The organism is Apibacter sp. (assembly GCF_025291155.1).
Taxonomy (GTDB): domain Bacteria; phylum Bacteroidota; class Bacteroidia; order Flavobacteriales; family Weeksellaceae; genus Apibacter.
In genome coordinates, this window is sequence record NZ_JAMBJZ010000048.1 from 1 (window position 1) to 15942 (window position 15942).

Genomic DNA, 15942 nt, shown 5'->3' on the forward strand with positions numbered 1-15942 from the left:
CTAGTTGGTTTGATCACTCAAAGCCAAAATGAAGATAAATTGAAAGAATATATGGACGAGTTGGAATTTCTAGCCGATACTGCGGGGGCACAAGTATATAAAAGATTTACACAAAAACTAGATCAGCCCAATCCACGTACTTTTGTTGGAAAAGGTAAGCTAGAAGAAATTAATACATATGCTCAGAAAAATGATATTGACACAATTATATTTGATGATGAGCTTACTCCCTCTCAACTTAAAAATTTAGAGAAAGAATTGGATCGGAAAATTATTGATCGAACCAACCTAATATTAGATATTTTTGCCCAGCGCGCTCAAACATCTTATGCTAGAACCCAAGTTGAACTTGCACAATATGAATACCTTCTTCCTCGTCTAACTCGGATGTGGACTCACCTTGAACGGCAAAAAGGGGGAATTGGATTGAGAGGACCTGGAGAAACCGAAATTGAAACAGACCGACGTATTATTAGAGATAGAATATCTTTACTTAAAGAAAAATTAAAAGCTATCGATAAACAAATGTCTACGCAGCGAAATAATCGTGGAAAATTAGTAAGAGTAGCCTTGGTTGGATATACTAACGTAGGTAAATCAAGTTTAATGAATATCCTAAGTAAATCTGATGTTTTTGCTGAAAATAAATTATTCGCTACCTTAGATACAACCGTTCGAAAAGTAGTAATTGGAAATCTTCCTTTTTTGCTTACTGATACGGTAGGATTTATAAGAAAATTGCCCACCCAATTGGTGGAATCATTTAAATCTACTCTGGATGAAGTAAGAGAAGCCGATTTGCTAATTCATGTAGTAGATATTTCTCACCCGAGCTTTGAAGACCATATTAATTCTGTTAACATCATATTGGCAGAGATCAGTTCTGCCGACAAACCAACTATTATGGTCTTTAATAAAATTGATAATTTTTCTTATGAAAAAAAAGATGAAGATGATCTGACACCAATAACAAAGAGGAATTACTCTTTAGATGATTGGAAAAAAACCTGGATGGCTAAGTCAAAATATCCAAGTGTATTTATATCAGCTTTAACGAAAGAAAATTATGAGGAACTAAAGAAAATAATCTATAATAAGGTTAAAGAAATACATACTCAAAGATTTCCTTATAATGATTTTCTATTTGAGTATTACGACCAAGACGGTAAAGAAATATAATATTAATTAAAAAGGGCTAATAAGCCCTTTTTAATTAAAAATATTTTTTATCTTATTTTTATTTAGCTCTATTACAATATATTCTCCAGTTAACCAATAATGCATTAGGAAAATTTTTCTTAATTCTTTTTAAATCAGATTTTGCTGATTCTCTTATAAAATAATCCCCTGCTAGTAATCTCCAATCAGGACGCAAATAGCTTTTTTCAACCCTCAATTCCGGGAATAATCGTCTGAATTCAGACATCATTGTGTTTACTTCCTGCTCACTTTTAGCTTCCCCAACCTTTATCATAAATCCGGGAATATCATTACGTCTTCCACAATTATTTTCTGGTGTGAGTGGCTTATTTACTGGTTTTCTTTCGTTAGGAGTAAGAGATGATTTTGAATCTTGAGTTCCATCACTGAATTTTTTACATATTTCTTCCTGATTGATCATTTTTATTATTTCTTCATCGGCACTAATAATCAGTTTTCCTCCTGTAGCAGAATCTACTTTACTTATTATTTGCTGGGCTCTAAAAGAGAAACTTATAAAAAAAAGTAATAATAAAATGTAGCTTTTCATTGGTCTTTATGATAAAAATTAACTACACAAAAATAACATTTTATAATTAATTGAAAAGAGAGATACTCTAAAAGAGATTAAAAGTTAATTTGATAAATAAATTTTTATCAAAAGTTGACTGATGATAAGCTCCTACCCTGTAATAGACTCCAAATCCGACATAATAAATAAGCTTATTGAGTTCGAGCCCAACTTCCTGATAATATTTATTTGGAACAGCAATTTTAGCTATAGTATGAATTTCTTTATTTTTCATATTTCCAATCATACCATTATAGATAAGAGATAGCTGTGTTTTTCTTGAAAATAAAAATTTGAATTCTTTAAAAGTTTGATTTAAGAAAAAAGCAACATACTTATCGGCATAAAAATCACCGGGTAACAAAGTTTCAAACGAATTCAGCCCTTTTATTGAAAATCTATCCCAAATAGAACTTCCCTGCTTAGCATCACCAAAACTTCCGTAATTATTCCACAATGTTGTTTTCCCCGAAATATATCCCGAATTTAACATCATAGAACTTGTACCCAAAGGATTCTTTATTAATATATGAGCGGCAATATCAAATCGATCATAAGAAAAATCGGCTCCCATAAATTTCAATCCTTTTATATAATCAAAATAAAAATAAATCGGCTTATCTTCTAACGTCATTTTTCCTTCCGGAGTTTGTAAATATTTTGCAAATGGAGCATACTTTATTTGTAATGAAGTTGTAAATAAATTAAATCTATGAGAAGGTGAATGGTATTTGTGCGAATATTCATAATTAGATTTTTGATTTTCATAATCTACTTTAACTGAGGTGGTAATATTTTTTAAAATATCCTGTTCATAAGATATTTCTCCTCCTCTTCGGGTATAAAAAATTGAATTTTGTATATAATTTAACTCTTCTTTTACCTGCTCCATATTTTTAGAATATCTTTCAATATGCTTCGAAAAAGGGTTAACATCTGAAAAACCTAAAAATTTGATTTTTCCATCATTTTCTTTGTTAACATATAAATCAATTCCTAGAGCACCTTTTACCGGTGTATTTTTAGTACCTGTCGCTACATATCCATGTAAGGACATATTTGCATTAAATGAATAATTAGTTTTTCCGCCTACTTGAAATCTAAATCCTTCAAAATCATTGTAATTCATCAGATTTAATAAATTTAAATCTATCTTACCTAATGGGAGTTTCCCATTTTTTATTGAATTTAAAAATCGAACATTTTTTTCAATCGAAAATGTATTAAATAAGGTAGAATATACATAAGTGTTTTTTTCTCTTTGAGTTAAAGGATCATTACGAAAGGAATCAATTTTTGATTCTGTGTTTTTATTATAATCTTTATTTAATTTATGAGTATAACCTTTAAAATCTTTATAAGAAAACTTTTTGTCGGACGTGAATTTAGAAACATTCATTTCAATTACAATCCAAGGTGTAAGTAAATATTTCTGATCTTGGATATTAAAAAACTTGGAGACATCGATAGTACTTATTTTTATTTTATTGGTTTTATTTTCTAAAAACCAGATATCTTCAAAAGGTTTCCATTTATATTCAAAATAACGAGTATAATTTGTATTATATTCTTCTCCTGAATATTTTACAACGGCAAAGCTCTTGGCATCAATATATATAGTCCCTCTACTTCCATTAACCAGTAAATTTTTTTTAGACCCGAAGGAAATGACATAATTGAGTTTATTTTCAATAGTTATGCTATCTATTAATTTAAAATTATATGAATGTAAATCATCCTTAATAAATTTAGGAAATTCCTCTTGAAAAATCGGTTCTTCAAATAATTCATATAAAGGTTTTTTTAAACCTGATACCTGATCGGCCATGATTTCTTTTTTTTGTCCCAATCTTCTATCATAGCTACATTTTACAACCCTTTCGCCTAATAAAATAAGTTCTTTTTTTCCAAATTCGGAAATTTTCAAAGAATCGGTCGTCTTTAATCTATTCATCACGTTATAATCATCAATATAAAATTTAGTATATAAATAATAACTATATGAATTTAAAACATTGGGGTGATTAACTTTTTCTTTCTCTCTAACTTTTTCCAATATTTTATAAACGCGAGAATTTGGAACGCCCGGTAGATAATATTTCACTTTAGAGTTCTGAGAAAACATGAAAACTTGAATAAAAAAAAGTATATATACCAACAATTTCTTCATAAAAGCAAAACAAAAATTAACTACGGATGAGTATGATACAGCAAGCTTTTTATTAAAGAACAAATATAAAAGTTTTGGAGGTAATAAATTTCCTTAAAAATAGTACTAAAAATAGTACATTTGCTAATCATGATTGAATAAATAATACAAATTAGTAATGGATTATTTTATTGTTGCAGAAAATGTTACTCGCACCTATGAAGATAAAATTGCTTTAGATAATTTCAACATTAAAATTCCTAGAGGATGTATTTATGGAATTTTAGGGCCCAACGGCGCCGGAAAAACTACTTTTATAAGAATAATTAATCAAATCACCAAACCCGACAGCGGTAAAATCTTTTTTAATGGAGAACCTTTACAGGCCAAACATATTTCACACATCGGATATATGCCGGAAGAACGAGGTCTCTATAAAAATATGCAAATTGGTGAGCAGGCAATCTATCTTGCTCAGCTTAAAGGAATGAGTAAAGCGGAAGCAAAATCACGATTGGAGTATTGGTTTGATAAACTTAAAATTGAAAAATGGTGGAATAAAAAACTCAGCGAGCTTTCTAAAGGAATGGCACAAAAAATTCAATTTGTTGTCACGGTTTTACATAATCCTGACTTATTAATTTTTGATGAACCTTTCAGCGGGTTTGATCCGGTAAATGCAAATCTTATTAGAGATGAAATTTTAGAACTAAAAGAAAAAGGTACTACAATTTTATTCTCATCTCATCGAATGGAAACAGTTGAAGAATTATGCGATTACGTTGCCCTTATCAATAATTCTAAAAAAATTTTAGATGGATCGGTTAAGGAAATCAGACATAAATTTAAAGAAGGAAAATATAAAATTACGATTACAGATATATCCATTACTGATATTAATCAATTAATACAATTGAAACAGATTGATAAAGTAATCCAAAATGATAATGAATATTCGTTTTCAATTACAATATCAGATCAGGAAAATCAAAAATCACTAATTACGGAACTTTCTACAAAAGGTACTATAATATCTTTCTATGAGGAAATCCCTAGTATGAATCAAGTTTTTATTAATGCTGTAAATTCAAATAAACTATGAGAAATATTTTTCTGGTAATGAGAAGAGAATTTCTAACTCAAGCAAGAAAAAAATCCTTTATTCTGATAACTTTTTTCGCTCCCATTTTAATAATTCTTGCCGGAATAACTATCGCCTATATGTTAAGAATAAATGAAAACGAATCTCATATAGCCATAGTTGATTCAACTAATAAATTTTATCCTGAATTTCAAAGTAATAATAAAAATATTTATAATTTTTATACGGAAAACGAATTACGGGCTTTAAAGGATACCTTAGCCGAAAGCAAATCTTTAGATGCCCTATTATATATACCTAATACCACTGATTCACTTTTTAATAATTTACAAAATCAAATTCAACTATACACAAATAAAAACTTAACTAAAAATCATCTTAATTCTATTGAACAGAAAATCAACAAGAAAATCGAAGAAAAAAGAAGACACTTTTTGGGAGTAAAGCAATCGGATATTGACAAAATAAATTCCAAGATAACTTTACAAATTACGAATCTTAAAGAGGGAAAATCAGACAATGACAATTTTATCAAAGAAATCTTATCACTTTCATTAATGTATGTAAACCTTATGTTTTTCATTATTTACGGAACTCGTGTCATGAGGAGTATTATGGAAGAAAAAAACAATCGAGTGGTAGAAATTATCATTTCATCGGTTAAACCTTTTGAATTAATGATGGGAAAAATCCTAGGAACTACGCTAGTAGCGCTCACCCAATTTTGTATATGGATTGCCATGACAATGATGTTATTAGTTTTAGGTAAAATAATATTTGGAAACCACTTAACTCTATCTTACAAGCAATACGATTTTCAAAACCTTATCAACCAAAAAACTCAGATTCAAATTAGTGATACTATAAATGCATTATTAGGCCTAAATTATCCCTTAATAATTTTTATTTTCTTATTTTTCTTTTTTGCTGGTTATTTATTTTACAGCTCCTTTTTTGCTGCAATTGGTTCTGCTGTAGACAATGATACAGAAACACAACAGTTTACCCCCATTATTGTTGTACCATTACTATTAGGTGCTTATGGTTGTATAAGTATTATAAATAATCCCGAAGGCCCCGTAGCATTTTGGTTAAGCATGATTCCTTTTACTTCTCCAATGGCAATGGTTACCAGGTCTTTCTATGGAATACCCAGTTGGCAACTTATACTTTCAATAACCATTATGATCGGTTCCGTCTTTATTATGGTTTACATAGCAAGTAAAATATATAGAATCGGCATTTTAATGTTTGGAAAAAAAGTAACTTTTAAAGAGATATTTCAATGGATCAAACAGTCATAACCATAAATATTACACTTTCAAAAAATTATAATTATTAAATATAGGTCGAATAAAATTATTTTATTATACAATAGCAGTAATATATATACTTATAAAAAATTAACAACTCTGTTTAATATTTTATCTCATATTATATTAAATAAAAATGTTAGATGTTACTGATTAAAAAATTCATTTATACATTGAAATTAATTTTATATTTATACTGAATTATACTATCCTTTACTAATTAAAAATCCGTTGATATGGAGAAAAATTTTTTTATAAAATCTCAAGGCTTAGGAAATGAATATATAATAATTGATGAAAAAAATATAACTTTTCCATTAACCCAAAAAGCCATTCAGAAAATTTGTAATGTAAACTTTGGAATCGGTTCCGATGGAATATTGATTAAAACAAATTCCGATAGTGCGGATATCGGTTTGAAAATCTTCAATCCGGATGGCTCAGAAGCAGAAAAAAGCGGAAACGGCCTTAGAATTTTCTGTAAATATATATACGATTATAAAATTATACCACACAAAGAATTTACAGTAGAAACCAAAGGAGGAAAAGTACGTGCAAATATACAAGAAACCATACATGATAGGGCTTCATTAATAACTGTTGACATGGGAAAAGCTATTTTTTCATCCAAACAAATTCCTACTTCATTTAATAGTGAAGAAGTACAAGATGAAATTATTCTTATTGATGATAAAAAATTTGTAATCAATTGTGTATCTGTTGGAAATCCGCATTGTGTAATTATAAAAGACGAGTTAGACGTTAGAGAAATAAAGAAATACGGTCCTAAAATTGAAAATTATTCTAAATTTCCTAATCGAATCAACGTACAGTTTGCAAAAATTATAAGTCGAGATGAAATTCAAATATTAATTTGGGAAAGAGGAGCAGGATTTACATTAGCATCAGGAAGTTCTTCTTGTGCGGTAGCTAGCGTTTTACGTAAAAAAGAATTAATAAATAACAAAGTAACAGTAAAAATGCCAGGTGGAGAACTTAAAATTGAAATCAACGATACTTGGGATATAAGAATGACAGGAGAAGTAAGACAAATATGTGAAGGAACGTTACATGAAGAACTTGTTTCCAGTCTTTTATAGATGACTTAAATACATACATTAATTATTAATTTTTTTATAAATAATTTTGTAGAATTGTTAATTTTTTTTTAAATCTAAAATTTTTAGGGAAAAATTATTAATTTTTTATAAAAAAACATTTATTAACTATTAAAATTAATGATATTTGTACACTTATTTTTTTCCAATATTTAAAATGAAAATAAAATATCACGATTTAATTCAACAAACATTTGACTTTCCTCAGCCCGAATTTAAGGTTGACAACGGAAATTTATTATTTCATGACATTCCTTTAATGGAAGTAATTGAAAAATTTGGAACGCCTTTTAAATTTAATTATCTACCAAAAATATCCCAAAATATTCAACAAACGAAAAGATGGTTCAAAAAGGCTTTCAAAGAGAACAATTACAATAATGAATACCGATACTGTTATTGCACTAAGTCAAGTCATTTTTCATTCGTGGTACAAGAAGCTTTAAAAAACAAAATAAGTTTGGAGACCTCTTTTTCAAATGACATGGAAATCATCCGTAGGCTTTACGATAAAGGGGTTGTTGATAAAAGTATCGAGGTAGTTTGTAATGGATTTAAAACCGATGAATATTTAAAAATAATTTCTGAAATGATTAACGGTGGTTTCTCCAATATTTTACCTGTTTTAGATAACTTTAGAGAAATTGATCGACTTTCCGATAGTATTGATACAAATTTCAATATCGGAATCCGTATCGCTTCAGAAGAAGAACCTAAATTTGAATTTTATACTTCTCGATTAGGTATAGGATATAAAGATATCGTACCCTTTTATGCTCAAAAAATTCAGAACCATCCTTTTGCAAGATTAAAAATGTTGCATTTTTTCATTAATACAGGGATAAAAGATACTTCTTATTATTGGAATGAGCTATATAAATGTTTACGAGTATATGCTCGATTGAAAAAAATTGCTCCAGAAGTAGATTCTTTAAATATCGGAGGAGGATTTCCTATAAAAAATTCATTAAATTTTGATTATGACTATTATTATATGGTAAATGAAATCACTTATCAGATAAAGAAATTCTGCGAAGAGGAAGGAGTTGAAGAACCGACTTTATATACCGAGTTCGGATCTTTTACAGTTGGAGAAAGCGGTGGTATTGTTTATAAAATTTTAAGTCAAAAAAGACAAAACGATCGTGAAAAATGGAATATGATAGATAGCTCATTTATGACTACTCTACCTGATTCATGGGCTATATCTCGTCGTTTTACTATGTTGCCTATCAATCGTTGGGATGATTCCTACGAGCGCGTTTTTTTAGGAGGATTAACCTGTGACAGCGATGATTACTATAATTCTGAACAACACGTAAATGCTATTTATCTTCCCATTTATAGTGAAGAAAAGCCATTATATATCGGTTTTTTCAATACTGGTGCCTATCAGGAGGCAATAAGTGGATTCGGTGGCGTGCACCATTGTCTGGTTCCTCAGCCCAAACACATTTTAATTAATAAAAATAAAGACGGAGATTTTACATACGAAGTATTTCGAGAGGAACAAAATTATAAGCAGATATTAGATCTTTTAGGATATTAATAAATTTTTACAATAAATTAGAAAAATTACAGTTTATACTTACAACCAGTAATCAAATATACTTTTTTGTAATATTTCTATAAGATATCTAATGCATAAATTAATACTAATTATATTCATTAGTTTATATACGATTGCCTATTCTCAAACAGGTCAAGAAATATATACTTTTATGAATATGACTGTATCCGCTCGTCAATCGGCTTTAGGTGGTAATGCCAATTCGTCTTGGGATAATGATCCGAATATGGCAATGTTTAATCCTGCTATGATGAATAAAAAAATGCATAATCAAGCAGGAATTAACTATTCCTCCTACCTTGCAGACGTTAAATTAGGAGCTATATCCTATGTATACAACCCTAAAGAAAGTAATCATTATTTTTCCTTACATGGAAGGTATGTGGACTATGGCGATTTTAAAGCCGCCGATGAAGTTGGAACCGTTACCGGTAAATTTACTGCAAAAGATGCTGCTGTAACTTTGGGCTATGGATACGAAATATGCGATTTTTTTACCGTAGGCGGAAACCTATCTTATGTTACCAGCAAAATTGAAAGTTACACCTCATCCGCTATTTTAGCTGACCTAGGAATTGTTTTTCATGATATTGATTATTACACAACCATTTCCGCAGTGGTAAGAAATTTTGGAGGGCAATTAACGTATTATAATGACAAAAGAGAAAAATTACCAATACAAGCAAATTTAGGTTTTTCTCAAAGATTTGAAAAATTACCTGTTGAATTTACTCTTACATTGCACGATCTCCAAAAATTTGATATTTCTTCCCCAACTAATAAGAGCGGTAAAAAAATTAGCGAAGCAAGGAAAGTCATTGATCATGTATCAATGGGAGCAGAATTTTTTCCAGAATCAGGATTTAACGTTCGCGTCGGATATAATTTTAAAAGAGGTAATGAGTTATCAATTGAAGATCAAAGATCCTTTGCAGGATTAACCCTTGGTTTTGGAGTGAAAATTTCATATTTTCGCTTTGATTATGCTTGGGGGCGATATAATGCTGCCGGAAATACTAATACCTTTGGATTACGTATTGATCTGGATAATTTGTTTGCCCCTCGATATGACTGGTAATAACATGAAAAACAAAAATTTACATCCGATAATAGCTATTGACGGCTATTCCTCTACGGGAAAAAGTTCCTACGCAAAAATGCTTGCTAAAGAATTTGGATGGATTCATATTGATACAGGTGCTATGTATAGAGCTACAACATTATATGGCATAGAAAATTTTTGTGAAAATAATATTATTGATAGTGTAGATTTAGTCTCTCATTTATCTGATATACATATTGATTTTAAACAAAATACTGAAACTAATAGTAATGATATTTATCTTAACGGCAAAAATGTAGAAAGTAGAATTCGTGATTTTGATATATCTGAACAAGTTTCTTTGGTAGCTAAAATTCCTGAAGTAAGAAAATATTTAGTAAAACAACAAAGAAATATAGGAAAAAATGGGGGTATCGTAATGGATGGAAGAGATATTGGCACTGTCGTATTTCCAAATGCTGATTTAAAATTCTTTATTACTGCCAGTGTAGAAGAAAGAGCTAAACGCAGGTTCATTGACTTTAAAAAACTAAACAAAAACATTTCATTACAAGAAGTACAAGAAAATCTGATACAAAGAGATAATATCGATAAAAATAGATCAGTATCTCCACTTATTCAAGCTCCGGATGCTATTCTTATTGACAATACAAATATGAATAAAGAAGAAACCTATACTAAGATACAAACTATTGTCAAAGAAAAATTAGGTTTATAACCTTTATCTTAACAATATTTATAATTTTTAATAATACTGGATTACATATTTATTAATGCGCATATAATGCACATAGGTTAGTTAGTTTATTACTTAGCTATTTATTTAGTAATAATAAACTTTTAATTCCTTCTACTATTTTTATAATTTTACATATTAAAATATAAAAAATACTAAATTCCCTTTAGCCATGAAATTAGGCTAGTTATTAAAATTGATCAATTAAAATTTATTCTTGTTCATGATAAGCTTCTAAAATCTTTCTCACAAGCTTATGTCTTACAACATCTATTTCAGTTAATTGTATAAATCCTATCCCCTTTACCTTTTTCAAAATATGAACTGCCTCTTTTAATCCGGATTTCTGATGTTTTGGCAAATCTATTTGCCCAGGATCACCTGTAATTATAAATTTAGCATTAGCTCCCATACGTGTTAGAAACATTTTCATTTGTAAATGTGTTGTATTTTGTGCTTCATCTAAAATAACAAATGCTTCATCCAATGTACGTCCTCTCATAAAAGCCAAAGGAGCAATTTGAACAACACCTTTTTCTATATAAGAAGCTAACTTTTCATGGCTGATCATATCTCTTAGAGCATCATATAAAGGTTGAAGATAAGGATCTAATTTATCTTTTAGATCTCCAGGTAAAAAGCCTAAACTTTCACCCGCTTCAACTGCAGGTCGAGTCAGAACAATTCTTTTTACTTGTTTATCTTTCAATGCTTTTACAGCCAATGCTACACTCGTATAAGTTTTCCCTGTACCCGCCGGTCCAATCGCGAAAACCATATCATTGCTTTCTACGGATTTTACCAATTTTTTGAGGTTTTCCGTTTTTGCCCTTATTAACTTCCCTCCTATTCCATGAACTATAACATCATCGGATTGAATATGTATTTCTTTATTATTTTCACTATTCCTAAGAATTCCTTCTATAGCTATATCATTTAATTTATTATACCTGTTTATATATTCCACAATTTCTCGAATCTTATGATTAAACAAGTTTAAATCGTCATCATTGCCAGATACCGTTAAAACTCTATCCCTCCCAATAATTTTTAATTTCGGAAAATGATTGATTAATAAATTAAAGTTTTGATTATATTCACCATAGAATATTTTTAAATCTACACCATCTAAGGTAATTCGTATTTGATTCAAATTTTAAGATATTTTTTAATTTTACATAACAAAAATAAGCAATAACTTTGTGTAGTTTAATAAAAAATGGGAATAATAACACTTACTACCGATTTTGGTTTAGATGACTACCATGTAGCAGCTCTTAAAGGCTCGATATACAGCCAAATATCGGACGTCATTATTGTTGATATTTCTCATCAGATTATGCCTTTTGACCTCATTCAAACGGCCTATATTATACAAAATTCATACAAAAATTTCCCTAAAGGTACCATTCATGTAATAGGTGTTGATGCTTTACCTTCACCTTTTGTAAAATCGTTAGCCGCAGAAATAAACGGACATTTTTTTATATGTAATGATAATGGGATTCTTTCTCTTATTGCTGAAGAATACATCCCCGACCAAGTATATGAAATAACCATTAATAAGTATGACGATTTTCATTTTTTAACTAAAGATCTTTTTATACCGGTGGCTTGTCATCTTGCCAGAGGAGGCAAAATAGAATTGATTGGAAGAAAAATCAATACTTATAAAGAACTAACCCAACCAAAACCGGTTGAAAAGAGTGAAGATAATTCAATTACGGGAATGGTTATTCATGTCGATAACTTCGGAAATGCCATTACAAACATTTCCAAAGAAAAATTTCACCAATTTGGTAAAAAAAAGAATTTCATCATTTTTGCAAGAAATGTGCAATTCACAGAAATTAAATCTAAATATACGGATATATTAGGTAATGATCCGGACGAAAATAAATTTCACGGAAAAGCCTTTGCTATATTTAATTCATCCGGATATTTGCAAATTTCAATGTATAAAAGTAATTTAAGAACGGTAGGAGGAGCCAGTTCTCTAATGGGACTTTATATAGGAACTAATATACGTGTAGTTTTTGACTGATTTTAACGCCTCACTTCTAAGATTTACTTATAATTAAATCCATTCTTTTATAATCATATTAGCTGGAAACTTAAATATTTGTTGTTTCTTATTAACAAACTTTCTTTAGAAATATAATTCCAACATAATAAAAAAATATAATTAGAATATACTTTGGTATAATATTTTCTCATCCAGACAATAGAATATAAACTTTAAAATTTATTATGATATAGTTCTTTATTTTAAAGCCGAATAAACTTATAAAAATTTAATTAAAATTAAAAATATTATGGAAATTACAATCGATGAATTTCAAGTAAAAGAAGGAGATACTATTAATCTAAAAAATTATACCACTATAGCCCCTAAAAATTTTCAAAAAAATAAAGAAAATAAAAAGAAGGTGAGTAATATTGTTAAACAAATAGACAATTATCAAAATATTTTAAATGCTGAGAATAAGCAATCTTTATTAATTATTTTACAAGGAATTGATGCAGCAGGAAAAGATAGTTCCATAAGAGCTATTATGACAGGAGTAAATCCACAAGGAGTAAATGTGTTTTCATTTAAAACACCTTCTTCCATAGAATATGAACATGATTATTTGTGGAGGCACGCACTTAAAATGCCTGAAAGAGGACAAATCGTTATTTTTAACCGTTCTCACTATGAAAACGTTTTAGTTTGCAAAGTACATCCCGAATTTATCTTAAATGAAAAATTACCATATATAAAAAGTATTAAGGATATAAATGATGAATTTTTCGAAAGAAGATATGAAGAGATTAAAAATTTTGAAAAACGTATGTATAATAATGGAACTCGTATCATTAAATTTTTCCTTAATATAAGCAAAGAAGAGCAGAAGAAAAGATTTATTAAAAGAATTGAGAATAAAGAAAAAAATTGGAAATTTTCTTCTTCAGATCTAAAAGAACGTAAATTTTGGGATGATTATCAGAAAGCCTTTGCTCTAGCTTTTGAGAAAACTTCAACCAAAGAGTGTCCTTGGTTTATTATCCCCTTTGATTATAAATCATATGGACAATTAGTTATGGCTCATATTATCAATGAAACCTTGAAAAATATGAATCCTAAATTTCCAGATGTTAATAAGCAAGAAAAACATGCTTTAAATAGTGCCTACAAAGACTTATTGAATGAAAAAGATTAAATTCATTAAATTATAATCTTATATATGGATTTTTAGCTTATCAAATTTTAATTTGATAAGCTTAAGTAGAAACAATTTTGTTTTTTCTTAATTAAAGAGTTTATAAGGGTATTAAATATATTCTTAAAATTTATATAAATAAAGATATAACATATACTCAGAAATATGATTAAATTGAATGATTTACAATTCTCAAAAAAAGTAATTGCTTAAAAGAATATTGACAATTATTTTTTTTTCTCAGCTCTTTTCACATTTGTGATTCCCTCAATATTATGTAATTCATGAATTATTTGCTCTAATTGTGTTGTATTTTTCACAAACAAAATTAAATTCCCATAGAATATTCCATCTTCTGAATTAATATTTATATTTTTTATGTCAACTTTAAATTTATTAGATATCAAAGTGGTAATATTATTAAAAATACCTGTTCTATCTATTCCTTGCAAAGCAACTTCAATAAGAAAATCTCTACTTGCGCTATTCACCCATTTTGCAGGAATTACTCTATAATCATAATTAGCTCTCATATCAATTGCATTAGGACAATCTTCTTTATGAACCTTGATTCCACTATTAATAGTTACAAAACCAAAAATATTATCCCCCGGAATAGGATTACAACAGGGGGCTAATTGGTAATCTAGCTTTTTTTCATCATCCCCAAAAACAATCATATCATAATTTTCTTCTTCATCGGATTCCAAAAAGTTTTTTTCGGCTATTAAAGAAGTCTTTTTTCTCAATTTGGATAATAAATTATTCAAAACCCCTTTACTGTCTCTATATTTTTTTAGGGCTTTACTATCAATTTCTCCAGTTGCTACCTGATAAAATACATCATGACTTGTCTTAGCTCCAAAAAACTTTTGAATTGAATTAAGCTCCGATTCAGAAAAATTAATTTTAAGATGTCTCAACTTACGGATTAATAACTCCTTTCCTTCATCAGTATATTTTCTTTTCTCTGAATTTAAAGCTGCTTTAATTCTGGCTTTCGCTTTTGAGGTAGCTACAAAATCCAGCCAATCGGCTTTAGGTTTCTGAACATTTGATGTTATTATTTCTACTTGGTCTCCATTTGATAGCTTATAGCTTAGAGGAACCAACTTATTATTTACTTTAGCCCCTAAACAATGATCACCTATTCCAGAGTGAACAGAATAGGCAAAATCTAAGGCAGTGGCACCGACTGATAAAACTTTTAAATCCCCTTTTGGCGTAAATACAAAAATATCTTTAGTATATAAATTTAATTTAAAATCATCCAGCAACTCTTTGGTAGAAGCTGTTCCTAAACTTTCCAACATCTCTCTTACTTGAGAAATCCAATTTTCGATCTGATTATCTTCTCTACCTTTATAACCTTCTTTGTATTTATAATGAGCAGCAATTCCTTTTTCAGCCAGTTCGTCCATTCTCTCGGAACGTATTTGGACTTCTACCCATTTAGACTCCGGACCAATAACTGTTACATGTAAACTTTCATACCCTGTTGATCTAGGTGTAGTAATCCAATCACGCATTCTACTTGGGTTGGGCATAAATTTATCTGTAACGATTGAATAAATCTTCCAAGCTAAAAATTTTTCATTTTTGTAATCAGATCTATATATGATCCTTATAGCAAATAAGTCGAATACTTCCTCAAAGGATACATCTTGTTTTTTCATTTTTTTATAAATTGAAAAAACTGACTTATGTCTTCCTTTAATCGAAAAGTTTAAACCTTCCGCTTTTAGGCTATCTTCCATAATTCTTGAAAACTCTTCAATATATCTTTGTCGATCTTTTTCTGTTTCTTCTAATTTTTTAACAATTAGTAAATAAGAATCTGGATCAGTATATTTTAAGCTTAAATCTTCAAGTTCCGACTTAATAGTATATAACCCCATTCTATGAGCAAGAGGAGCA

At 29.0% G+C, this 15942-nt stretch carries 13 protein-coding genes; 9 read left to right on the forward strand and 4 right to left on the reverse strand.

All coding sequences use genetic code 11. The features are described from left to right. A partial coding sequence (gene hflX / locus M3Z80_RS05960; protein ID WP_293918492.1) for a GTPase HflX occupies positions 1-1179 on the forward strand: 1179 nt, incomplete at its 5' end. A gap of 58 nt (positions 1180-1237) precedes the next feature. On the opposite strand, the gene M3Z80_RS05965 is transcribed toward hflX, so the two are convergent. Together M3Z80_RS05965 and M3Z80_RS05970 are read right to left on the reverse strand one after the other, a co-directional pair. Next, complete coding sequence (locus M3Z80_RS05965; protein WP_293918494.1) at positions 1238-1750, reverse strand: SPOR domain-containing protein; 513 nt, start codon at positions 1748-1750, stop codon at positions 1238-1240. Positions 1751-1817: 67 nt separating this feature from the next. Beyond that, entirely contained in the window at positions 1818-3896 is a 2079-nt protein-coding gene (locus tag M3Z80_RS05970) for a DUF5686 family protein (protein WP_293918496.1), read from the reverse strand. A gap of 202 nt (positions 3897-4098) precedes the next feature. On the opposite strand from M3Z80_RS05970, the gene M3Z80_RS05975 reads away from it, so the two are divergent. The 6 genes from M3Z80_RS05975 (at position 4099) to cmk (ending at position 10804) form a co-directional block, all read left to right on the forward strand. Then, a complete protein-coding gene (locus M3Z80_RS05975) occupies positions 4099-5022 on the forward strand; it encodes an ABC transporter ATP-binding protein (protein WP_293918498.1) in 924 nt (307 codons plus the stop codon). Beyond that, positions 5019-6326 carry an ABC transporter permease gene (locus M3Z80_RS05980; protein ID WP_293918500.1) on the forward strand — a complete coding sequence of 436 codons (1308 nt, stop codon included), beginning with the start codon at positions 5019-5021 and terminating at the stop codon, positions 6324-6326. Before M3Z80_RS05975 ends, M3Z80_RS05980 begins: the two co-directional genes overlap by 4 nt. A gap of 245 nt (positions 6327-6571) precedes the next feature. Continuing rightward, positions 6572-7435, forward strand: a complete 864-nt coding sequence (gene dapF / locus M3Z80_RS05985) for a diaminopimelate epimerase (RefSeq protein WP_293918502.1) — start codon at positions 6572-6574, stop codon at positions 7433-7435. Between the two features lie 175 nt (positions 7436-7610). Next, the gene (locus M3Z80_RS05990) at positions 7611-9002 is read left to right on the forward strand and encodes a type III PLP-dependent enzyme domain-containing protein (protein WP_293918504.1); all 1392 of its coding nucleotides are present in this window, start codon (positions 7611-7613) and stop codon (positions 9000-9002) included. 91 nt (positions 9003-9093) lie between these two features. Next, positions 9094-10101, forward strand: a complete 1008-nt coding sequence (gene porQ / locus M3Z80_RS05995; protein WP_293918506.1) for a type IX secretion system protein PorQ — start codon at positions 9094-9096, stop codon at positions 10099-10101. 4 nt (positions 10102-10105) lie between these two features. Then, positions 10106-10804, forward strand: a complete 699-nt coding sequence (gene cmk, locus M3Z80_RS06000; protein ID WP_293918508.1) for a (d)CMP kinase — start codon at positions 10106-10108, stop codon at positions 10802-10804. 229 nt (positions 10805-11033) lie between these two features. On the opposite strand, the gene M3Z80_RS06005 is transcribed toward cmk, so the two are convergent. Then, positions 11034-11975: a PhoH family protein gene (locus M3Z80_RS06005; protein ID WP_293918510.1), complete on the reverse strand. Its 942-nt coding sequence runs from the start codon at positions 11973-11975 to the stop codon at positions 11034-11036. Between the two features lie 66 nt (positions 11976-12041). Between M3Z80_RS06005 and M3Z80_RS06010 the strand changes: the two genes are divergently transcribed. Together M3Z80_RS06010 and M3Z80_RS06015 are read left to right on the forward strand one after the other, a co-directional pair. Continuing rightward, a complete protein-coding gene (locus M3Z80_RS06010; protein WP_293918512.1) occupies positions 12042-12866 on the forward strand; it encodes an SAM hydrolase/SAM-dependent halogenase family protein in 825 nt (274 codons plus the stop codon). 271 nt (positions 12867-13137) lie between these two features. Next, the gene (locus M3Z80_RS06015) at positions 13138-14025 is read left to right on the forward strand and encodes a PPK2 family polyphosphate kinase (protein WP_293918514.1); all 888 of its coding nucleotides are present in this window, start codon (positions 13138-13140) and stop codon (positions 14023-14025) included. Positions 14026-14252: 227 nt separating this feature from the next. Here M3Z80_RS06015 and M3Z80_RS06020 read toward each other — a convergent pair. Further along, positions 14253-15942 (reverse strand): RelA/SpoT family protein (locus M3Z80_RS06020; RefSeq protein ID WP_293918516.1); only part of this gene is annotated, 1690 nt, incomplete at its 5' end.